At 59.6% G+C, this 21,552-nt stretch carries 13 protein-coding genes, 2 tRNA genes and 3 rRNA genes; 2 read left to right on the forward strand and 16 right to left on the reverse strand.

The window, feature by feature from the left end; genetic code table 11:
* Window positions 1–24: 24 nt before the first annotated feature.
* The 8 genes from LDZ28_RS19380 to LDZ28_RS19415 all read right to left on the reverse strand — a co-directional run bounded on the left by LDZ28_RS19380 (window position 25) and on the right by LDZ28_RS19415 (window position 9,444).
* A complete protein-coding gene (locus LDZ28_RS19380; protein WP_244828720.1) occupies window positions 25–669 on the reverse strand; it encodes a hypothetical protein in 645 nt (214 codons plus the stop codon).
* Window positions 670–868: 199 nt separating this feature from the next.
* Window positions 869–982: ribosomal RNA gene (gene rrf, locus LDZ28_RS19385) — 5S ribosomal RNA — on the reverse strand.
* Window positions 983–1,099: 117 nt separating this feature from the next.
* Window positions 1,100–3,980 (reverse strand): 23S ribosomal RNA (locus LDZ28_RS19390).
* Between the two features lie 304 nt (window positions 3,981–4,284).
* Window positions 4,285–4,360, reverse strand: a tRNA-Ala gene (locus tag LDZ28_RS19395).
* A 56-nt stretch (window positions 4,361–4,416) separates the two neighbouring features.
* Window positions 4,417–4,493 (reverse strand) — tRNA-Ile (locus LDZ28_RS19400).
* 64 nt (window positions 4,494–4,557) lie between these two features.
* Window positions 4,558–6,090: ribosomal RNA gene (locus tag LDZ28_RS19405) — 16S ribosomal RNA — on the reverse strand.
* Together the 16S, 23S and 5S rRNA genes with 2 tRNA genes alongside form the textbook arrangement of a ribosomal RNA operon.
* A gap of 406 nt (window positions 6,091–6,496) precedes the next feature.
* Window positions 6,497–6,865, reverse strand: a complete 369-nt coding sequence (locus tag LDZ28_RS19410) for a DUF4148 domain-containing protein (protein ID WP_244828721.1) — start codon at window positions 6,863–6,865, stop codon at window positions 6,497–6,499.
* Between the two features lie 164 nt (window positions 6,866–7,029).
* Window positions 7,030–9,444, reverse strand: coding sequence for a penicillin acylase family protein (locus tag LDZ28_RS19415; protein WP_244828722.1), 2,415 nt, complete (start codon window positions 9,442–9,444; stop codon window positions 7,030–7,032).
* A gap of 183 nt (window positions 9,445–9,627) precedes the next feature.
* Between LDZ28_RS19415 and LDZ28_RS19420 the strand changes: the two genes are divergently transcribed.
* The gene (locus LDZ28_RS19420; RefSeq protein WP_244828723.1) at window positions 9,628–10,008 is read left to right on the forward strand and encodes a nuclear transport factor 2 family protein; all 381 of its coding nucleotides are present in this window, start codon (window positions 9,628–9,630) and stop codon (window positions 10,006–10,008) included.
* Window positions 10,009–10,016: 8 nt separating this feature from the next.
* Here the strand turns inward: LDZ28_RS19420 and LDZ28_RS19425 are convergent, their stop codons facing one another.
* From LDZ28_RS19425 to LDZ28_RS19460, 8 genes are all read right to left on the reverse strand, one after another.
* Window positions 10,017–10,592, reverse strand: coding sequence for a membrane integrity-associated transporter subunit PqiC (locus tag LDZ28_RS19425; RefSeq protein WP_244828724.1), 576 nt, complete (start codon window positions 10,590–10,592; stop codon window positions 10,017–10,019).
* On the reverse strand, window positions 10,589–12,241 hold the full coding sequence (locus LDZ28_RS19430) for an intermembrane transport protein PqiB (protein WP_244828725.1): 1,653 nt from the start codon (window positions 12,239–12,241) through the stop codon (window positions 10,589–10,591). The genes LDZ28_RS19425 and LDZ28_RS19430 overlap by 4 nt, the downstream gene beginning before the upstream one ends.
* The gene (locus LDZ28_RS19435; RefSeq protein WP_244828726.1) at window positions 12,234–13,499 is read right to left on the reverse strand and encodes a paraquat-inducible protein A; all 1,266 of its coding nucleotides are present in this window, start codon (window positions 13,497–13,499) and stop codon (window positions 12,234–12,236) included. The genes LDZ28_RS19430 and LDZ28_RS19435 overlap by 8 nt, the downstream gene beginning before the upstream one ends.
* Window positions 13,496–14,968 (reverse strand): efflux transporter outer membrane subunit, encoded by a 1,473-nt coding sequence (locus tag LDZ28_RS19440; RefSeq protein ID WP_244829723.1) that lies wholly within the window; start codon window positions 14,966–14,968, stop codon window positions 13,496–13,498. The genes LDZ28_RS19435 and LDZ28_RS19440 overlap by 4 nt, the downstream gene beginning before the upstream one ends.
* 19 nt (window positions 14,969–14,987) lie before the next feature.
* Window positions 14,988–18,191 (reverse strand): efflux RND transporter permease subunit, encoded by a 3,204-nt coding sequence (locus LDZ28_RS19445; RefSeq protein ID WP_244828727.1) that lies wholly within the window; start codon window positions 18,189–18,191, stop codon window positions 14,988–14,990.
* 12 nt (window positions 18,192–18,203) lie between these two features.
* Entirely contained in the window at window positions 18,204–19,373 is a 1,170-nt protein-coding gene (locus LDZ28_RS19450) for an efflux RND transporter periplasmic adaptor subunit (RefSeq protein WP_370652218.1), read from the reverse strand.
* A 105-nt stretch (window positions 19,374–19,478) separates the two neighbouring features.
* Entirely contained in the window at window positions 19,479–19,985 is a 507-nt protein-coding gene (locus LDZ28_RS19455) for a glycine zipper domain-containing protein (RefSeq protein ID WP_244828728.1), read from the reverse strand.
* A gap of 103 nt (window positions 19,986–20,088) precedes the next feature.
* Entirely contained in the window at window positions 20,089–20,481 is a 393-nt protein-coding gene (locus LDZ28_RS19460; protein WP_244828729.1) for a response regulator transcription factor, read from the reverse strand.
* Window positions 20,482–20,754: 273 nt separating this feature from the next.
* Here LDZ28_RS19460 and LDZ28_RS19465 point away from each other — a divergent pair, with 273 nt between their 5' ends.
* A complete protein-coding gene (locus tag LDZ28_RS19465; RefSeq protein ID WP_244828730.1) occupies window positions 20,755–21,540 on the forward strand; it encodes a DUF3658 domain-containing protein in 786 nt (261 codons plus the stop codon).
* The last annotated feature ends 12 nt before the right edge of the window (window positions 21,541–21,552 follow it).

The raw sequence follows: 21,552 nt of genomic DNA on the forward strand, positions 1-21,552 counted from the left end.
TCGGCCTGGCTTGCGCGAAGTTCCTCAATCCACGCGCACCCAGCCATCGGTACGCTGTTCGAGCGTGACGTGCAGCTTGGTCTCGCCCGCTTCGCGATCGGCGGCGGTCGGGTCGGGGAAAGCGCGCTTGATGTCGCGGTCGTCGACCCACGACGCGGGATTATCGAGCTTATAGGTGTAGGTGACGTCCGAACGATGCGCGGTGGGATCAGGCTCTGTCCAACTGACGACCTTGTCGAGCTTGACGTGCGCGTAGCACAGCATCCAGACACGGGAATCGCTGGTGGCGTTCGGGTCGCCAGCCGGACGCGTGGTTTCAACCGCGTACTTTTGCCCTTCGCCCGTCAGGCTATATGCAATGCCGTTTTGCTTGGCATTGGCATTGGCGGGCGTCGCCGCGGAGCGCGCGATAAGTCCGCTTTTTTCGAGCGCCGCGAGTTGCTCACGCAGCGCGGCGCCGGAATATTCGTTGAGATCGCGACTCGTATAGGCCGATGGAAATGTGTACGGGCCACGTCCACTGCGATTCAGACACAGAAGCCCGCGATCTGTTTTCATATCGGCGGAAATGGCGTCGCCCAGACTGGACTCGCTCGCATCGTTCTTCTTGCCGCAGGCTGCGAATAGCAGCGAGACGCTCACGGCGGCGATCAATAGACTCGTTCTCATATGCGCTCCAGAGGTCAGCCTAATCGTTCGGCATGGACAACCTTGCGTTGCCATTCTACCGACAGAATCACAGCCTTCGAAGGTTATAACGTGCCTGACTCTGATGGATGCGTTGACGTCGTGTTTTCTCGCGCCCAATGCTGCAGAAATGCAAAAACCCCACCTGGTTGGGGGTGGGGTTTTTGTTGCTGCATGAGGAGCCTGACGATTACCTACTTTCACACGGGAGATCCGCACTATCATCGGCGTGGAGTCGTTTCACGGTCCTGTTCGGGATGGGAAGGGGTGGTACCAACTCGCTGTGGTCATCAGGCATGACTTGTTGTCGTGCGCCGGGTGGGCACACAACCAATCCGGGAAGAAGCAGTAAATGTTGGGTGGCGATTGTCGCACACGCATAACTCGCCAGTGGTTCAAACACACTGGTTATAGGATCAAGCCTTACGGGCAATTAGTATCAGTTAGCTCAATGCATTACTGCACTTACACACCTGACCTATCAACGTCCTGGTCTGGAACGACCCTTCAAGGGGCTCGAAGCCCCGGGGATATCTCATCTTAAGGCGAGTTTCCCGCTTAGATGCTTTCAGCGGTTATCTCTTCCGAACATAGCTACCCGGCGATGCCACTGGCGTGACAACCGGTACACCAGAGGTTCGTCCACTCCGGTCCTCTCGTACTAGGAGCAGCCCCCTTCAAATATCCAACGCCCACGGCAGATAGGGACCAAACTGTCTCACGACGTTTTAAACCCAGCTCACGTACCTCTTTAAATGGCGAACAGCCATACCCTTGGGACCGGCTACAGCCCCAGGATGAGATGAGCCGACATCGAGGTGCCAAACACCGCCGTCGATATGAACTCTTGGGCGGTATCAGCCTGTTATCCCCAGAGTACCTTTTATCCGTTGAGCGATGGCCCTTCCATACAGAACCACCGGATCACTATGACCTGCTTTCGCACCTGCTCGACTTGTCGGTCTCGCAGTTAAGCACGCTTATGCCATTGCACTATCAGCACGATTTCCGACCGTACCTAGCGTACCTTCGTACTCCTCCGTTACACTTTGGGAGGAGACCGCCCCAGTCAAACTGCCTACCATGCACTGTCCCCGATCCAGATCATGGACCAAGGTTAGAACCTCAAACAAACCAGGGTGGTATTTCAAGGACGGCTCCACCGAAACTAGCGTTCCGGTTTCATAGCCTCCCACCTATCCTACACAGATCGGTTCAAAGTCCAATGCAAAGCTACAGTAAAGGTTCATGGGGTCTTTCCGTCTAGCCGCGGGGAGATTGCATCATCACAAACACTTCAACTTCGCTGAGTCTCGGGAGGAGACAGTGTGGCCATCGTTACGCCATTCGTGCAGGTCGGAACTTACCCGACAAGGAATTTCGCTACCTTAGGACCGTTATAGTTACGGCCGCCGTTTACCGGGACTTCAATCAAGAGCTTGCACCCCATCATTTAATCTTCCGGCACCGGGCAGGCGTCACACCCTATACGTCCACTTTCGTGTTTGCAGAGTGCTGTGTTTTTATTAAACAGTCGCAGCCACCAGTTTATTGCAACCTCTTCACCCTTCCAGCGCAGGCTGGTTAAGCTACAGAGGCGTACCTTATCCCGAAGTTACGGTACCAATTTGCCGAGTTCCTTCTCCCGAGTTCTCTCAAGCGCCTTAGAATACTCATCTCGCCCACCTGTGTCGGTTTGCGGTACGGTCACTATTAGACTGAAGCTTAGAGGCTTTTCTTGGAACCACTTCCAATTGCTTCGCTTCCGAGGAAGCTCGCGCCACACCCTTGAATTATGTGCCCGGATTTGCCTGAGCACCTTCTCCAATGCAGCGACCGGGACGTCCAACACCCGGACAACCTTCCGCGATCCGTCCCCCCATCGCATCTAACAATGGTGCAGGAATATTGACCTGCTTCCCATCAGCTACGCATTTCTGCCTCGCCTTAGGGGCCGACTCACCCTACGCCGATGAACGTTGCGTAGGAAACCTTGGGCTTACGGCGAGGGGGCTTTTCACCCCCTTTATCGCTACTCATGTCAGCATTCGCACTTCCGATACCTCCAGCACGCTTTTCAACGCACCTTCGCAGGCTTACGGAACGCTCTCCTACCATGCATATAAATATGCATCCGCAGCTTCGGTGACTGGCTTGAGCCCCGTTACATCTTCCGCGCAGGACGACTCGATCAGTGAGCTATTACGCTTTCTTTAAAGGGTGGCTGCTTCTAAGCCAACCTCCTGACTGTTTTTGCCTTCCCACTTCGTTTCCCACTTAGCCAATCTTTGGGACCTTAGCTGGCGGTCTGGGTTGTTTCCCTCTTGACACCGGACGTTAGCACCCGATGTCTGTCTCCCGTGATTGCACTCTTCGGTATTCGGAGTTTGCTATGGCGTAGTAATCCGCAATGGACCCCACAACCATGACAGTGCTCTACCCCCGAAGGTGATACACGAGGCACTACCTAAATAGTTTTCGGAGAGAACCAGCTATTTCCAAGTTTGTTTAGCCTTTCACCCCTATCCACAGCTCATCCCCTAACTTTTCAACGTTAGTGGGTTCGGTCCTCCAGTACGTGTTACCGCACCTTCAACCTGGCCATGGATAGATCACTTGGTTTCGGGTCTACGCCCAGCAACTGATCGCCCTATTCGGACTCGCTTTCGCTACGCCTGCCTTAATCAGTTAAGCTCGCTACTGAACGTAAGTCGCTGACCCATTATACAAAAGGTACGCCGTCACCCCTTGCGAGGCTCCGACTGTTTGTATGCATGCGGTTTCAGGATCTATTTCACTCCCCTCCCGGGGTTCTTTTCGCCTTTCCCTCACGGTACTGGTTCACTATCGGTCGATCACGAGTATTTAGCCTTGGAGGATGGTCCCCCCATCTTCAGACAGGATTTCACGTGTCCCGCCCTACTTGTCGTACCCCTAGTTCTTCCACGCTGTTTTCGCTTACAGGGCTATCACCTGCTATGGCCGCACTTTCCAGAGCGTTCAGCTAACAACACAGATAAAGAGTACAGGCTGATCCCATTTCGCTCGCCACTACTCTGGGAATCTCGGTTGATTTCTTTTCCTGCGGTTACTTAGATGTTTCAGTTCACCGCGTTCGCTTCACTAAGCCTATGGATTCAGCTTAGGATGACCCATTCGGGCCGGGTTTCCCCATTCGGATATCGGTGGATCAAAGCTCGTTTGCCAGCTCCCCACCGCTTTTCGCAGGCTACCGCGTCCTTCATCGCCTGTGATCGCCAAGGCATCCACCACATGCACTTGTTCGCTTGACCCTATAACGAGTGTGTCTGCCAGCATTGCTGCCTTCAAGCCCACCGTCATAGGTTGAGTATTCGCGTTGTGCCGTATTCCAAAGCAATCTTTCGATCACCTTTTCATACTTGATACAATCACAACCCTGATTACCCTACTCACACCCATCTCTAAGTGCTTTCGAATAATCTCTTTACTACTTCTTCCAGATTGTTAAAGAACGACAGCCGATAGCGTGATCAATTCGATCACCTACCCGCGCTGACTGGCTCAATCGCCAATGCGCAACGTTGAACCCCGCGTTCAGCGCTGTGCATTGAGGATTGGTGGAGGATGACGGGATCGAACCGACGACCCCCTGCTTGCAAAGCAGGTGCTCTCCCAGCTGAGCTAATCCCCCCGTGTGTGCCTGACTCAGTCTGCTCGCTTGGTCGTTTTAAGCACCGCTTGCTCGGGTGGTGGGTCTGGTTGGATTCGAACCAACGACCCCCGCCTTATCAAGACGGTGCTCTAACCGACTGAGCTACAGACCCTTAGCCTGTCTTTCTGACAGCCGATAAGCGTGAACACTTGAGTGGGCGAGCGTTTAAGCTCGAGAAAGGAGGTGATCCAGCCGCACCTTCCGATACGGCTACCTTGTTACGACTTCACCCCAGTCATGAATCCTACCGTGGTGACCGTCCTCCTTGCGGTTAGACTAGCCACTTCTGGTAAAACCCACTCCCATGGTGTGACGGGCGGTGTGTACAAGACCCGGGAACGTATTCACCGCGGCATGCTGATCCGCGATTACTAGCGATTCCAGCTTCACGCAGTCGAGTTGCAGACTGCGATCCGGACTACGATCGGTTTTCTGGGATTGGCTCCACCTCGCGGCTTGGCAACCCTCTGTTCCGACCATTGTATGACGTGTGAAGCCCTACCCATAAGGGCCATGAGGACTTGACGTCATCCCCACCTTCCTCCGGTTTGTCACCGGCAGTCTCCCTAGAGTGCTCTTGCGTAGCAACTAAGGACAAGGGTTGCGCTCGTTGCGGGACTTAACCCAACATCTCACGACACGAGCTGACGACAGCCATGCAGCACCTGTGCGACGATTCTCTTTCGAGCACCCCAGGCTCTCACCCGGGTTTCGTCCATGTCAAGGGTAGGTAAGGTTTTTCGCGTTGCATCGAATTAATCCACATCATCCACCGCTTGTGCGGGTCCCCGTCAATTCCTTTGAGTTTTAATCTTGCGACCGTACTCCCCAGGCGGTCAACTTCACGCGTTAGCTACGTTACTAAGGAAATGAATCCCCAACAACTAGTTGACATCGTTTAGGGCGTGGACTACCAGGGTATCTAATCCTGTTTGCTCCCCACGCTTTCGTGCATGAGCGTCAGTATTGGCCCAGGGGGCTGCCTTCGCCATCGGTATTCCTCCACATCTCTACGCATTTCACTGCTACACGTGGAATTCTACCCCCCTCTGCCATACTCTAGCCTGCCAGTCACCAATGCAGTTCCCAGGTTAAGCCCGGGGATTTCACATCGGTCTTAACAGACCGCCTGCGCACGCTTTACGCCCAGTAATTCCGATTAACGCTCGCACCCTACGTATTACCGCGGCTGCTGGCACGTAGTTAGCCGGTGCTTATTCTTCCGGTACCGTCATCCCCACCCGGTATTAACAGGTAGGTTTTCTTTCCGGACAAAAGTGCTTTACAACCCTAAGGCCTTCTTCACACACGCGGCATTGCTGGATCAGGGTTGCCCCCATTGTCCAAAATTCCCCACTGCTGCCTCCCGTAGGAGTCTGGGCCGTGTCTCAGTCCCAGTGTGGCTGGTCGTCCTCTCAGACCAGCTACAGATCGTCGCCTTGGTAGGCCTTTACCCCACCAACTAGCTAATCTGCCATCGGCCGCCCCTATAGCGCGAGGTCCCGAAGGATCCCCCGCTTTCTTCCGTAGATCGTATGCGGTATTAATCCGGCTTTCGCCGGGCTATCCCCCACTACAGGACACGTTCCGATGTATTACTCACCCGTTCGCCACTCGCCACCAGGGTTGCCCCCGTGCTGCCGTTCGACTTGCATGTGTAAGGCATGCCGCCAGCGTTCAATCTGAGCCAGGATCAAACTCTTCAGTTCAATTCCTGTTACTGTTTTCGGTTGTTTTACCAACCGGTCGCTCACTCAACGTACTGACGATGATTAATCCGTCTTTCGACAGATAAACCTTCCTCTAATACTGTGTGAGACTTGATAACTTTCGCTAAACGTCCCAACCCCGAAAGGTCAGAACCGCTCGCGCCATCAAGCGCCCACACTTATCGGCTGTTAGTTTTTAAAGAGCATTGCGCTTTGATCGCTTCGCTTGTCTGCTTGCTTTCTTGCGCGCCGTCATTCAACGGGAGGCGAATTATGACTGGCGAAAGACAGCGTGGCAACCCCCTTTTCGAAAATAATTTTCGGGCAGCCACTAAGCGATGTTTGCAGCCTTTAGCAAGTTATTCGAAAGACGAAAGCAAAGTGCATGGCTGGTCGGCTTAGAAAGTTAACTTCCAAAGAACGGAACGCAAAAGTCCGCAGGGCCGACACAAGCATTCGACGATGACGATGACGAAGGCGACGCAGCCCCACGATGCACAGTCCCTGACGCCGCGCCGCTCTCATGCATGCCGCCGTATGCCTCATTCGTTTCATTGGTGTTCTGCTGCGCGGCGACCTTTGCTTCCGCAGCCTGAATGTCGGCCGGATAGTTCGTACTGTCGCCCGACCCGACTGAATAACCCGCTTGCTCGATCTGCACGAGCTCGGCTTTCACCTGCGCGCGCGTGAGCGGTTCGCTCGACCCTTGAGCAAAGGAAAGCGCAGGCGCAGCGACAACGACGAGCGACACGACAACCTTGGCGATAATGTTCATGATGCAAGACTCCGGCAAGAAAGGGTTTGGCTGGATCGATGACGACCCAGGAACCTCATCGAACACGCTCGACTCTCTTGAATCTTCGAGCGCTGAGGCTTCAATTCGTAAACCCGCCCATGCCGGAATCTATTCCCATCGTCCTGCTAAAAACTCAAGCGCGATCAACGCGTCTCTGGAACAAGGTGCACGCGCTTCTCGGTCGCGGCCTCGACGGCCTCACGCGAATAGAGCAGCGGGAAGTACTCGCCATCGAGCCACATCTGCGCGAGATCGCGGTAATGCGGGCTATCCGGATCGCCCGATTCGCCCGGCAGATTCACCGCGCGCGATGCATCCCAATTGCCGACATCGACGATCACGCGAAACGATGGTCCATTGGTCTCGCGGAAATCGCTTGCGCGATACGTCGATTGATTCGGCGTATAAGCACTGCCGCCCTTGCCCATGGGGCCGACGTTGAGCTTTGCGCGCGTGTCGGCATCGACGGCATCGGCCAGTGGATGCGCGTTGAGATTGGTTTGAAGCCCGCCCCACTGCCAGCGCGTGGCGTCGTTGCCTTGCAAGCGCGACATCTCCGCATAAGCGTCGCGCAGGCTCGACAGCAACACGGCATCGCGTTTCGCTTCAGCGTTGTCACCGAAACGCGCGGCCGGATGTTCGAGCGAGTCGAGCATCACGGCCGTGTCCGGCGCACCGAATGAAGCCGCCGCGTCCTTCGGCAAGACAGCTTGCTTGAATGCGCGGCCGAGATGTCGCGAGAGCCAGACCTCTTCGAGCGCGGCCTGTGCCGAATCGGCGCGCATATGCGCATCCCAGCCCTTGAGCATGCCGAGCGCCGCGCGCGTGTCGGCATCGTCGCTGGAAAGAGGCTGCAACAATGCGACGAGACGACGTGCGGGTATAGACACATCATCGTTTTGCAAGCGCTCGGAATCTTCGATCGAGACCTTGTCCAGCGACTTCAACACTTCGTCGATACGCTGATGCCGCGAGCCGTTGGTCCATTCGAATCCGAGCTTGCGTTCGGCATAGGGATAGCCCGCCGGCAGATTCATTTCATTCGACGTGGTGAAGTACCCTTGCGACGGGTTATAGACCGAAGGCATTGCGTCGCGCGGCCAGAACCCGGACCATTCATAGCGGCCATCGCCGGGAACGGGCATGAGGCCATCCCAGTTCGGACGAACAGGCGCAAGGCCGCTCGGCACCCAAGCAATGTTGCCTTGCGTGTCCGCATAGACCTGATTCACCGTGGGCGCGCCCCAGGTCGCAAGCGACGACTTGAACTGCGCATAGTTCTTCGCGCGCATGTAGCGCATGGAATCGAAGTAAGGCGACATACCCGGCGAGAGCCATGCGGTACGCACGGCGAATGCGCGATGCTTGCTGTCTTCCGTGTAGATGACGGGACCATGACGCGTGAACAGTAGGTCCGCTTTGACGGGCGCCGCGCCGCGTACGTTGATCGTCTCGTGCACGACATGCATCGGCTCCCATGCACCTTTGTAGCGGTACTGCCGCGCATCGGCGGGGTTCAACTCGTAGACGTAGAGATCTTCCTGATCGATGTTGAAGATCGTGAGACCGTACGCAATGAACCCGTTATGACCAATGGATATGCCCGGCGAGGAAGGCTCGCCGCCACCGATGATATCGAGCGTCGGCGTGCTGATTTGTTGGATATAGCGCAGGCTCGGCGCGGCATAAGCGCGATGCGGATCGTTCGCCATGATCGCGCGGCCCGTCGCCGATTTGCCCGGCGCGACCACCCAGTTGTTGCTGCCCTCGGTGATTTCCTCGGGATTGTCGGCAGCGGCCATCATCGAAGTCGATGCATCCGCGCTCTTGAGCGATTCCTTCGTCACGCGCACGCCTTGCGTCGCCAGCGTGAAGACCTTGAGAACATCGTCGGGCAGGCATGGATCGAGACCCGCGGGCATCTGCGGCTTCCACTGTGGCTGCAAACCGAAGCGCACCGAATCGGCATCGAGCGAACTCTTGCATGCGACGCGCGCACGCGCCACTTCGCTCGTCAAATTACGCGTCAGGCCATGACTGCGGATACGCACGACATCGTCCGCGCCCCACTTCGCGGGCCAGTAACCGACTTTGCGAAACTCATAAGGCATGCGGTCCGGATGTGCGGCAAGCCAGTCGATATACGCGTTGACGCCTGCTGCAAAGCGCGTCGCGGCCGGCTTGGCATCGGGTCCATAGCGCTTCCATTCGGTCTCCATGTCGCCGCGATAGAGAAAGAGCCGCGTGGCCTTGTCTTGCTCGACATACGCGGGCCCGAAGACTTCGGCGAGTTCGCCAAGCCCGCGACGACGCCATAGATCGATCTGGAACAGACGATCGCGCGCGGCGTTGAAGCCTTGCACGAAGAACGCGTCGCTGTCGTTGGCCGCGTAGATATGCGGCACGCCCCAGCGATCCACCAGGATGTCCGAAGGCTCGGAAAGTCCTGCCACGGTGATCGTTTCAGTGGGGGTATCGTCCGCGAGGGCGGATTGAATGGGAAGTGAGGCGAGCAATGCAGCGCTGAGCAGCGCGGAAATAAGGCGTCTTGCTGGCATGTAACCGTCTCCTGTCGACAAGAGCCGGAACACACGCCTCCGACTCAAGTCTCATGCGAAGCTATTGTTGGATTTTGCGCACGACGCGTGACCATACGTCGATTCCGCGATCGCTCGAACGTCGTATGAGACGTGACGATGAATCGCGCACGCAACCCGAAGCCTATCGCAAAGGAGAAACTCATGCCCGACGAAACTCTCGGCCCGGTTGAAGTCGCGCGACGTGTTTATGAAGCGTATGTGAGGAAGGATCGTGCCGCTATCGAAGCGCTCATCGCGAAAGACTTCCATTTCACGAGTCCTCGCGATAACCGTCTCGACCGCGCGACTTACTTCGCGCGTTGCTGGCCGAACGCGAACGCAATCGCCACCTTCGACTTCGTTCACATGAGGCAGGACGGTGAACATGTGTTCGTCACGTACGATGCGCGCATGCTCGACGGCAAGGCCTTTCGCAACACGGAGATTCTCTCGATACGAGCCGGCGAGCTGCACGACGCGCAGGTATTCTTCGGCTGGACGCTGCCGCACGAAGCGCCCGAAGGCGATTCAATTACGGCATGATTCCTCGTTCATTGCCGCATCTCGCCGAGCGCGGCCGCGATCTGCCGGCTCATCTGCGCGAGCGCGCGGCTATGCGCCGCGGCGATGGCGGCGAAACCATCGCCTTTCGTGTTTTCGTGCACGAGCGTGTGCCCGTCGAAATGCGATACACCATCGGGGGCGCGAAGGCTCCAGAGTGCATCGAGCGTGACGGATTCGTCGATGACGGATTCGAAATGCATCACATCGACGCGTAGCTGATAGGTCTTGATGTCCGCACTCGCCGGATAAATCGACACATTGTCCACGCCAAGCACGCGCGACAAATCCGCTGCCAACGTACGCGCGATATTCTCTTTCAACGGCTCGCCCCAGCGCGCGTACTCGTTCACGGTCACTTCGTTCGGCATGGTTCGCGTGATCATTTGCGGCTTGTCGACAAGGTCGGGAACCGTCACGGGCCCCACGGTCACGCGAACGGGCCTGACATTCGCGGCAGGTTGCAGTGTGGCTTCGGGACTTAACGTATAGAACGCGGCCTTGGGCGATGCACCACACGCGCCGACCATGACGATGAGCGCTGGAACGAAGAAACGGTATATCACCTTTTATCCTCCGGCTTGCCGCGCAGAATCGCTTCCGGATGCTGTTCGAGATACTCCGCGAGATTGCGGAATGCAGCGGCCGTGCGCGACAACTCACGCATGGTTTCGGCGGTGCTGGTCTGCAACGGCGAGTCGCTCTGCAACGCGCGGCTCGTCGCGCCGAGCGCATCGCGTGCAGCCGCGAGCGTTGCTTTCGCTTGTGGCGCGACGTCGGTGTCGAGCGTTTTGATAAGCACCTGCGCCTGTTTGAGCGTATCGCGCAGGTCATTGCTGATCCCTTCGATCGGAATCTTGTTGAACTTCGCCACGAGTGCCTGCACGGAGTCCTGCAATGACTGCAAGCCGCCCGGCACGGTCGGGATTTCCGGCGGATCGCCGCTTGTGTCCATCTTTTCTTTCGGCGTGTTCGGGAAGAAATCGACCGCGATATAGCGCTGTCCCGTCAGGATGCTACCGGTACGCAATTGCCCGCGAAAGCCGTGCTCGACCATGTATTGCAAGAGCTGATGCCGGTCGGGCACGAGACGTCCCGTCTTGTCGCCTGCCCGTATGCGCATGGTGAAGCGTTCTGGATAGAAGTTCACGCGTACGGGGATGCTGAATTCCCGCCGCACCGGATCGTATTGCGTATTGATCGCCGTCACTTCGCCGAGCACGATACCGCGAAAATCCACTTCCGCGCCGACCGACAGACCGCGCACCGATTCCTTGAAATTGAACACGTAGGTATCGACGATACGATCATGCCGCTTCATCGCTTCGGGGCGTGTTCCGAAGAGCTGGAACACGCTGCTCGCAGGCGCTTCCGCCAAATCCTGATGATCCGAGCTATCGGCGAGCTCTTTCAAGGGCGCCGGCGTTTCGAATGCGAGCCCGCCCACGAGTATCGCGACGAGCGATTCCGTGTCCATCTTCACACCGGTCGAGTCGAGCTTGACGTCCACGCCGCTCGCCTGCCAGAAGCGCGTATCGAGCTTGACGTACTTGTCGTAAGGGGCGTTGACGAAGATGTGGATGGTCACGCCCATGCCGTCCGCATCGAGCTCATAGGCGGTCACCTGTCCCACCTGGAGACGCCTGAAGTAGATCGGTGCACCGGCATCGAGCGAACCCATGGTCGGGCTCTTCAACACGAACTCGCGCCCCGGCACGTCCGCCGTGATGACAGGCGGCGATTCGAGCCCGGTATAGTCGTGACGCTTCGCGCTCTTCACGCCCACATCCACGCCGATGAACGCGCCTCCGATCAACGTGCCGAGGCCCGACACCGTGCCGCCTGAAATGCGCGGGCGCACGACCCAGAAGCGTGTGTCGTCGACGAGCATGTGTTCCGCATCCTTCGCCATTTCCGCCGATGCGATCACGCGCTTGTGATCCGGCGCGAGCACCACGCTCTTCACCGTGCCGATATCCACGTTCTTGTACTTGAGCTTGGTCTTGCCCGCTTCGAGCCCCTCGCCCGTGTTGAAAGTAATGGAGATCGTCGGACCTTTCTCGAGGATGGCCTGCACCGCGAGCCATCCGCCGATCAGCACCGCGATGAACGGCACGAGCCAGATCAGCGAAATGCCGAAGCGCGGGCGGCGGGCGGGCAAGGCTTCGGGAAATTCATCCGGAGGCGCTCGCTTGATGTCGGGAGGTTCAGCCATGTCCTTGGTCCGCGGCGTCCCAGATGAGACGCGGGTCGAATGCCATTGCCGCGAACATCGTCAGCACGACGACTCCACCGAAAGCAATGGCGGCGGCGCCCGCGCGTATCGTCGCCAGCGCATTGAACTGCACGAGCGCGACGAGCACGGTGATCACGTAAATATCGAGCATCGACCAGCGACCGACGAACTCGACGATGCGATAGATCTTCGTGCGCCGCGCGGGCAGCCAGCGCGAGCGCATCTGCGTGCTGACGACGAGCATGAGCAGCGCGAGTATCTTGAGCATGGGCACGGCAATGCTCGCGATGAACACCAGCACCGCGAGCGGCCATGAACCCGAAGTCCACAGATAGGCGACACCGCTCATGATGGTGTCCTTCTGCGCGCCGAAGAGCGAACTCGTATCCATCACGGGCAGCACGTTGGCGGGCACGTAGAGCACCATCGCGGCGATCAGCAGCGCCCACGTTCGCTCGATGCTGTCGGGCTTGCGAAAGTGCAGCCGTGCGTGACAACGCGGACAGTTTCCGTCGTGTGCATGCGGCGGCGCCTTGGAGACGAGCGCGCAATCGTGACAGACGAAGAAGCCCGCTTGTTTCGCGGTGCGCGCGTGGCCGCGATAAGCAGGGGCATCGGCGAGGCTGCTTTTGTAGATCAATGCCCATGCCTCGCGCGGATCGAACGATGCCGAAGCGCCCGAGATCAGCAGCATGACGCCGCCGAATGCAAAGAGCGCAAGGCCAGGCACGACACTCGCGATATGCGCAAGTTTCACGAGCGCCACGAGAAAGCCGAGGATCAGCACCTCGGTCATGCCCCACGGCCGCACCGTATGCAACGCACGAAAGGCGGCACGTCCGGCACGCGGCGCGTAGCCCCTGCTCAGTGGAACGAGCAGCCACGCCATGGCGCACATCTCGGCAAGCGGCATGATGAACGTGGTCGCGAGCACGAGCCCCGCGATGGGCCACATGCCATCGGCGTAAAGCACACGCACCGCGCCGAGCAGGGTGGTTTGAACCACCGTGCCGCTCACTTCGAGTCCCACGATAGGAAACGCATTGGCGATGCAGAACATCGTGAGGGCGGCGAGCGTGCAGGCAAGCGCGCGATTCAGTCCATCGGGACGATTGCGATACAGTGGCGCGCCGCAACGTGCGCAGCGCGCGACGCCGCCTCTTTGCAGCACGGTTTCATGTTGCAGGAGATCGCATTCGTGACAGGCGATCAAACGCATGTTGACGTGCGCGTTCATGGCGATGGCTCGTCCTTCGCATCGCGTTTGACCACCGCGCCGCGCGTGTCGTAAACCACTGCCGTGCGTTGCTCGGCTTCCGCGACCCAGCCGCCGCCCATCGCCTTGTAGAGCGAAACCATGGCATTGAGCGCGGCGGCCTGCGTCTGCGTATAGCTCAACTGCGACTGGAAGAGGCTGCGTTCCGCATCGAGCACTTCGATATAGCTCGTGTAGCCACCCTCGTAACGCAGCCGCGCGAGATTGGCGTAGGTGCGCAAGGCATCGACCTGACGGCCCTGCACATCGCGTGCTTCGCGGCTCTTGGTTAGCGTGATGAGACTGTCGTCGACATCCTGAAAGGCCACTTGAATCGCTTTTTCATAGGAGAAAAGCGCTTGTTGCTGCTGCGCTTCCGCCGCCTTGACTTGTCCGCTGATCGCTCCGCCCGTGAAGATGGGCTGCGTCACGGCACCCGCGAACGACCACGCGCGCGCCGCTCCCGTGAAGAGTTGCGAGAATTGCGTGCTTGCAGTGCCGAAGAGGCCCGTGAGCGATATCGACGGAAAATACAGCGCCCGCGCCGCGCCAATCTGCGCATTCGCCGCAATCAGGTTCTGCTCCACCTGACGCAGATCCGGCCGCCGCGTGAGCAACTCCGAGGGCAGACCTTCTGGGACTTGCGGCGTGGCCAGGTCGTCGAGTTCGCGGTCGCGTGCGATGCCTTGCGGATTACGGCCCAGCAGAATGGACAACGCGTTTTCTTGCGTGGCGATCTGCTGTTCGAGTTGCGGAATCGTCGCGAGCGCGGCCTGATACTCCGACTGCGACTGCGCCAGTTCCATCTGCGAGACTTCGCCGTATTGAAAGCGCAGGCCGAACACGATCACGGACTCCTGCCGGCTCTTGACCGTGGCTCGCGCAATATCGAGTTGCCGGTCGAGCGAAACGAGCGTGATGTAGGTCGATGCCACCGAAGCCACCAACGACAAAATAGTCGCTCGGCGGCCTTCCTCACTTGCAAGCAGACTAGCGCGTGCGCTTTCCGTCTGACGCCGCAAGCGCCCGAACACGTCTATTTCCCACGAAGCATTCAACGCGAGTTGATACTGATTGATGACCGTGCCTACGCCCGGCGGCAATTGCGCGGACCCGATGGGTAAGCGCTCGCGCTCGGCATTCGCGCCCAATCCCACTTGCGGAAACAGCTGCGAACGCGTGACTTGAAATTGCCCGAGGAATTCATCGACGCGCGCCGCCGCGATTTTCACATCCTTGTTCTCCTGCAACGCAATGGCGATCAACTGATTCAACGCGGGGTCCTGAAATTGCTCCCACCATGCCGTGTTGGCGATCTCGTTCGATTGCTGTGCGGCGAAGCGAAAGCTATCGGGCGTTTCGATGGCGGGACGCTCGTAATTCGGCCCGAGCAGACAACCGCCGAGCATCGACGACACGATCAGCACGATCACACGCGATGACGGTTTCATGGCTATGTTTGAGCGCATGTCATTCGCCTCCGTGCGTCGCGGGCCCGTCATGGTCCGCCGCGGGCGATGAACCCGCTTCGCCCTTGCCTTCGCCTTTCTTCTTCGACCCGAACCTGGCGCTCATGGTCTCGATGACGTAATAGAACATCGGGATGAAGAACACGGCGATGAGCGTGGCGCCCAGCATCCCGCCGATCACACCCGTGCCGATGGAATGCCGGCTATTCGCCGATGCCCCCGTCGCAATCGCGAGCGGCACGCAGCCGAGAATGAACGCGAGCGATGTCATCACGATCGGGCGCAGGCGCTCGGATGCGGCGGTCATCGCGGACTCGTAGATGGACTTGCCCGCTTCGCGGTTGAGCACCGCGAACTCGAAGATCAGAATGGCGTTCTTCGCCGCGAGCGCAACGAGCATGGTGAGGCCGATCTGAAAGTACACGTTGTTGTCGAGCCCGCGCAGCAGAATGGCGAGCAGTGCGCCGAACAAGGCGAAGGGCACGGCGAGCAAGACGCCCATCGGCAACGACCACTTCTCGTATTGCGCGGCGAGAATCAGGAACACCATGACGAGGCCGAAGACGAACACCATCGCCGATGAACTGCCCGAGCTCTGTTCCTCGTATGCCTGACCGCTCCACGCAATGCCGTAGTCCTGCGGCAACGTGCTCGTCGCAATGTCCTGCAGCGCGGCCATGGCCTGCCCCGTGCTGTAACCGGGCGCGGCGTTGGCCGTGATCTTCACTGCGGGAAAATTGTTGAAGCGCGTGATCAGATCGGGACCGGTCACGTACTTGTACGTGACCACGGATTTCAACGGCACCATTTCGCCTGAACTGCCGCGCACGAAGATGCGATTCAGGTCCTCGGGCGTGCGACGCTCCGACGATTCCGCCTGCAGGATCACCTGCCACAGACGGCTGTCCTTGTTGAACTGCGAGACGTAGAGCGAACCGAACATGGTCTGCATCGCGCTGTAGACATCCTGCACCGGAACGCCGAGCGTTTCGGACTTGGCACGATCCACTTCGACCTGAAGCTGTTGCGCGTTGGCGTTGAACGTGGATGTCACGCCCTGCAATTCGGGCCGTTGCTTCGCTTTCGCCAGATAATCCTGCACCCTGGCCGATATCTGCGCGCTGCCCGCATCGCCCTTACTTTGTATCCACATCTCCAAACCGCCTGTCGTGCCAAGGCCCGGAATGGAAGGCGGATTGACGGGCAGCACGATACCCTGACTCACCGTGGACAAATTCTTGTACGCGCCGAGCAGCACGGCGCGCGCATTTTGCGTGCGAATGTTCGCGGACGAATAGCGCTCATCGAAACTCTTGAAGCCGACGAAGAACGTACCCGCGTTGTTCTTCGTCTGACTGTCGAGCAGGCTGAAGCCATCCACCGTGGTGATACTGTCCACGCCTGGCTGCTTCATGAAGTAATCGGTTACGCGTTCCGAGACTTCTCCGGTGCGGTCGAGGCTCGCGGCATCGGGCATGATCACCGCACCGAGCAGATACCCCTGGTCCTCGGGCGGCAAGAAGCTCGTGGGTATCGACTTCACCATCCAGATCGAAAGGCCGATCATGCCCGCGAAGATCAGCAACATGAGGACCGAGCGCTTGATGACGAACGCCACCGAGCGCGAATAACCGCGCGTCATCTTCGCGAAGCCGTTGTCGAACCATACGAAAAAGCGCGCCTTTTTGCCATGCTCGGGCTTGAGCAACAGCGCCGCGAGCGCGGGCGACAAGGTCAACGCAACGATCCCGGAGAACACCACGGATATGGCGATCGTGATGGCGAACTGCTTGTACAACTGCCCGGTGATGCCACCGAGAAACGCCACGGGCACGAACACCGCGCACAGCACGAGCACGATAGCGACGACCGGTCCCGAGACTTCGTCCATTGCGCGCTTCGCGGCTTCTTTCGGCGGCAGCTTGAAGACCGTCATGTTGCGCTCGACGTTCTCGATCACGACGATGGCATCGTCCACCACGATCCCTATCGCCAGCACCATCCCGAACAACGTGAGCATGTTGATGGAAAAGCCGAGCAGCGACATGCCCACGAAAGTGCCGACGATCGACACCGGCACCGCCAGCACCGGAATGAGCGTCGCGCGTATGCTCTGCAGAAACAGATACACGACGATCACCACGAGCACGAGTGCTTCGAAGAAGGTGTGGATCACATCGGCGATCGAAGCGCGCGTGAACTCGGTGGTATCCATCGAAACGCGATAGTCGATCCCTTCCGGAAATGACTTCTTCATCTGTTCGAGCGTGGCGCGCACTTGCTTCGATACATCGAGCGCGTTCGCGCCCGGCTGCTGATACACGGCGATCACCGTTGCGGGCTTGCCCTGAAAGCGGCTGCGGATCGAATAATCCTTCTGTCCGAGTTCGACGCGCGCCACGTCTTTCAAGCGCACGATAGCGGCGCCTCCGTTCTGCGCGCGAATGATGATGTTCTCGAACTCGGCAGGCGTGGCGAGCCGTCCCGTGGTGGTGACGGCGAACGACTGCTGCACGGGCGTGCCCGTCGGCGATTGTCCGATACTGCCCACCGCAAACTGCTGGTTCTGATTGGACACCGCACTCTGCACTTGAGAAGGCGTCACGCCGAGCTGTGCCATGCGTTCGGGCTTGAGCCAGATGCGCATGGCGTAATCCGGAAAGCCGAAGATGCTCGCCTGATTCGCGCCGGGAATGCGCTTCAGTGCATCGAGCACGTAGATGTTCGCGTAGTTGGCGATATACGTCGCGTCGTAGCGGTTGCTCGACGAATAGATGGCGATCACCATCATGAACGCCGACGACTTCTTCTGTACCTGCACCCCTTGCGCCTGCACCGATTGCGGCAACTGCGGCAGTGCAAGGTTCACGCGATTCTGCACGTCCACTTGCGCGAGTTGCGGGTTGGTGCCGATATCGAAGAACACGTTGAGCGTCATTTGTCCCGTCGATGAGCTCGACGAGTTCATGTAGATCATGTTGTCCGCGCCGTTCACCTGTTGCTCGATCGGCGCGGCCACGTTGTTGGTGACGACATCCGCGCTTGCGCCGGGATACTGAGCCGTCACCGTGACCTGCGCAGGCGTGATGTCCGGATACTGCGCGATCGGCAACGCGAGCATGGCGATGACGCCCGCAAGCGTGATGACGATCGACACGACCATCGCGAAGATCGGCCGGTCGATGAAGAAGTGAGAGAATTTCATGGCGGCCTTCGCTCACTTCGCCTGTTGGGCTGGCTCGACCTTGATGGTCGCTTCGCCTGGCGGCGCAACGGGCGCGGCATCGCCCTTCACGTTGACGGGCGCGCCCGCGGACACGCGTATCGCGCCATCGACGATCACGCGGTCGCCCGCGCGCAGACCATCCGATATGAACCAGTTGTCGCCGAGCCAGTCGCCCACCTCCACCACTTGCTCGCGCGGCGTCTTGCCGTCCTTGTCGAGCAACCATACGTAGTGGCTTTTCGCGCCCTGCAACACGGCGCGTTGCGGCACGAGAATGGCGTTCGGCCGCGTGAGGCCATGCACCAGCGCGCGCACGAACTGGCCGGGGCGCAACTGCCCGGCCTTGTTCGGCAGCACCGCGCGCACGAGGAACGTGCCCGTGTCCTTGTTATACGAAGGCGCGAAGAAATCGACCGGGCCGGTATCCGGATAGCGCGAGCCATCGGCGAGAATGACTTCGACGATATAACGCTTGTCAGCGGGCGCGGTCAGGCGTCCTTTCGCGATCTGATCGCGATAGCTCAAGACCTCGTTTTCCGAAAGGCTGAAGTTGATCCACATGGGATCGAGTTGCGCGACCGAAGTCAGCAGGCTCGAATTGCCTGCCGAAAGATAGCTGCCTTCCTGCATGCGCGCATAGCTCGACAAGCCGGTGAGCGGACTCTTGATGGTGGTGTAGCCCAGATTGAGTTCGGCGTTCTGTACTTCGCCTTGCGCGGCGATCACCGAAGCCTGTGCGGATTTCTCGTTGCCGATGGCGTCGTCGAGATCCTTCTTGCTGACGGCGTTCAGCGCTTCGAGCGGACGCACCCGTGCGAGATTCGCCTTGGTCACGGTGAGCCGCGCCTGCTGTTGCGCGAGCTGGCCGCGCGCGGTTTGCAGCGAAGCCTCGAACGGCTTGCGATCCATCTGGAACATCACCTGCCCTGCTTTCACGAGCGCGCCTTCGGTGTAGAGGCGCTTTTCGAGGAAGCCTTCCACGCGTGCGCGGATCTCCACTTCGCGCGAGCTCTGCGTCTGCGCGACGAATTCGAACGTGACGGGCGTGTCGTGGCCTTCGACGGTCATCACGGTAACTTCGGGCGCGGCGGGCTTGGGCGCGCTCGCTTGCTTCTCGCATGCCGCGATGGCGAACATCAACGAGACGCCGACGAAGCGCATGCCCGCGCGCCGCCAGCGCACGAACGCCGACGAAGCCGGAGCGGGGGCTTTGAAGATCCGCAAAGGTGAAGTCGGCATAAGTGTCTCCGCTCGCGTGGCTCGCGTCTATTGCACGGTGTAGCCGCGTCCCGTCATGCAGGCGGACACGGCCCGGTTGAAGGTCGTCATCTCCTGCGAGACCTGTTGCTGATTGGCCTGCTGCTGCGACGCGGCCGCACGCCGCTGCTGCCGTTGATGCACCCCGCCCATCACTGCACCGCCCGCCGCACCCGCTGCCGCGCCCTTGCCCGCGTCGCCGGCTATCGCACCCATCGCGGCGCCCGCTGCCGCCCCGCCCGCCGCGCCACGCACGCGTCCGCCCTGTTGCTGCGTTGGCGGTGGCTGGTTAGCCTGCTGCGCGAGTGACATCGGATCGATACCGGTGTTCTGCTTCGCCCATTGCTGGCATTGCGATACGTCATTGCCCTGCTGGCTCTGGCTTTGACCGCGCGCGGGGTAATAGATCGCCTGCTGCGCGGCTGCTTCGAGCGTTACCGCGGTCGCAAGCATGAGCGCCAAGCTCGATGACAGGCGCACGCGCCGGCTCCGCGCGGTTTGAAACGTGCTGTTCATTTCGGTACTCCCTCTCAGTGTTTTCGTCGATGCCTGACCGTCTGCGTGACGCAACCGGCCCTCGTTCCATGTGTCGTCGTTTTATGCGGTGCCGGGAAGGACGTCATGGCGCCTCGCGCACGCGTGCAATGGCCGCGCGCACCGCGCCGATGAACACTTCGTCGTCGAATGGTTTATGCAGATAGGCCGCGGCTCCCGCAGCGAGCGCCGTATCGCGCACGGCGGGATCGTCGTGAGCCGTGACGAAGACGATCGGCATATCGCTGCCCGCCAGACGCCGTTGCACTTCCAGCCCGTTGATGCCGGGCATCTGCACGTCGAGCACGATGCAGTCGGGCCGCCATGCGGCGTCGTTTTCGTCGAGTGCGGCGAGCAACGCGTCGCCCGTGCCGAAGCTCGCCGACGCCATGCCGGCCGCACGCAGCAGCCGCTTGAGTGCCCGGCAGACCGATTCGTCGTCATCGACCACGGCCACGGTTGGCGTCGCATCGCTCATTGGATCAGGCGTGAAGTTCGGCAGCACCGCGAGGCGCTGTGTCCACGCCCCGGCTCTTGATTTCTCGCTGGAGAATAGGCGCGCGGCTCTTGAACCGGTATTGGACTTTAGTCCCATGAGCGCGGTGAGGAATAAAGCGGGGACCCGGTCCGGGAAGAAAACCGGGACCGACCGCTAAATTCGAGATACGAATTCCGCTATAGTCTGCGGCTTCACGCGCCGGAGGGGTCGGCGATGTGTCGTTGAAGGTAAGTCGTTGAAGAGGAGAATCCGATGAAAACCATCCATCACCTATGTCAGGGCGGCTCGGCCGCGGCCATGTTGCGCACGGCGTTGCGCGATCCCGTCATCGATATCCTCGACGATGGCTCGATCGGCCCGCTCGTCGATGTCGACACCGGCTCGCCCGATGCGCGCGTCGGCTTCATGAAGGCGCTCTACGCGTGCGGCGGCTTCGATCCGCAAGACGAAGCGTCGATGGACTGGTATGGCGAGTTACGCGACATGAACCGGCGCCTCGCCGACCTGACGACTCAGGCGTCCGAGGTAGTGATCTGGGCCGAGGCAGGCGATGTGGAGCAAGCGCTGCGTCGACGCGCGCACTGGTGGCTGCGCGACGCGGACGTGCCCGTGAGCGAAATCGATGCGAGCCTGCGCGCCGTGGCTCGCGCGATTCCCAAGGGACAAGCGCTGGCGCTGGATGTCGGCGCGGCCGCCGCGCTCGTCGCGGCACGCAAGCCCGCAAGCGCCGGCCTGCGCGCGCAACTCGCGAACGAATGGGCCGCGCTCAAGGAAGATGGCGAAGCCGTGCGTGTGTGGGAAGACGGCAAGCTCGCTTCGCATCCTATCGATCACTACGACGCGGACTTCATCGCGCTCGCGTCGGGCGCCCCGGCCAAGCTCGCAAGCAGCGAGATGCTTGGCGCGGCTATGCATCGTTCGGGACGCAGCGATCTCTTCTGCAAGTGGCGCTTTGCCCGCCTCATCGAAGCAGGCAAGTTGACGGTAACGGAAGGCGACGCCCACGATCTCAACTCGGTGTGGATCGTAAAGAGTTAAGCGTCGGGCGTT

The sequence above is a fragment of the Caballeronia sp. TF1N1 genome, assembly GCF_022878925.1.
In the GTDB taxonomy this organism is placed as follows: Bacteria; Pseudomonadota; Gammaproteobacteria; order Burkholderiales; family Burkholderiaceae; genus Caballeronia.

Bases quoted from the DNA above. Each gene is read 5' to 3' on its own strand.
- LDZ28_RS19450 (WP_370652218.1), bottom strand. From the start codon at position 19,373: ATGCGCTTCGTCGGCGTCTCGTTGATGTTCGCCATCGCGGCATGCGAG.
- LDZ28_RS19380 (WP_244828720.1), bottom strand. From the start codon at position 669: ATGAGAACGAGTCTATTGATCGCCGCCGTGAGCGTCTCGCTGCTATTC.
- LDZ28_RS19410 (WP_244828721.1), bottom strand. From the start codon at position 6,865: ATGAACATTATCGCCAAGGTTGTCGTGTCGCTCGTCGTTGTCGCTGCG.
- LDZ28_RS19465 (WP_244828730.1), top strand. From the start codon at position 20,755: ATGAAAACCATCCATCACCTATGTCAGGGCGGCTCGGCCGCGGCCATG.
- LDZ28_RS19415 (WP_244828722.1), bottom strand. From the start codon at position 9,444: ATGCCAGCAAGACGCCTTATTTCCGCGCTGCTCAGCGCTGCATTGCTC.
- LDZ28_RS19420 (WP_244828723.1), top strand. From the start codon at position 9,628: ATGCCCGACGAAACTCTCGGCCCGGTTGAAGTCGCGCGACGTGTTTAT.
- LDZ28_RS19445 (WP_244828727.1), bottom strand. From the start codon at position 18,191: ATGAAATTCTCTCACTTCTTCATCGACCGGCCGATCTTCGCGATGGTC.
- LDZ28_RS19455 (WP_244828728.1), bottom strand. From the start codon at position 19,985: ATGAACAGCACGTTTCAAACCGCGCGGAGCCGGCGCGTGCGCCTGTCA.
- LDZ28_RS19440 (WP_244829723.1), bottom strand. From the start codon at position 14,968: ATGAAACCGTCATCGCGTGTGATCGTGCTGATCGTGTCGTCGATGCTC.
- LDZ28_RS19435 (WP_244828726.1), bottom strand. From the start codon at position 13,499: ATGAACGCGCACGTCAACATGCGTTTGATCGCCTGTCACGAATGCGAT.
- LDZ28_RS19430 (WP_244828725.1), bottom strand. From the start codon at position 12,241: ATGGCTGAACCTCCCGACATCAAGCGAGCGCCTCCGGATGAATTTCCC.
- LDZ28_RS19460 (WP_244828729.1), bottom strand. From the start codon at position 20,481: ATGAGCGATGCGACGCCAACCGTGGCCGTGGTCGATGACGACGAATCG.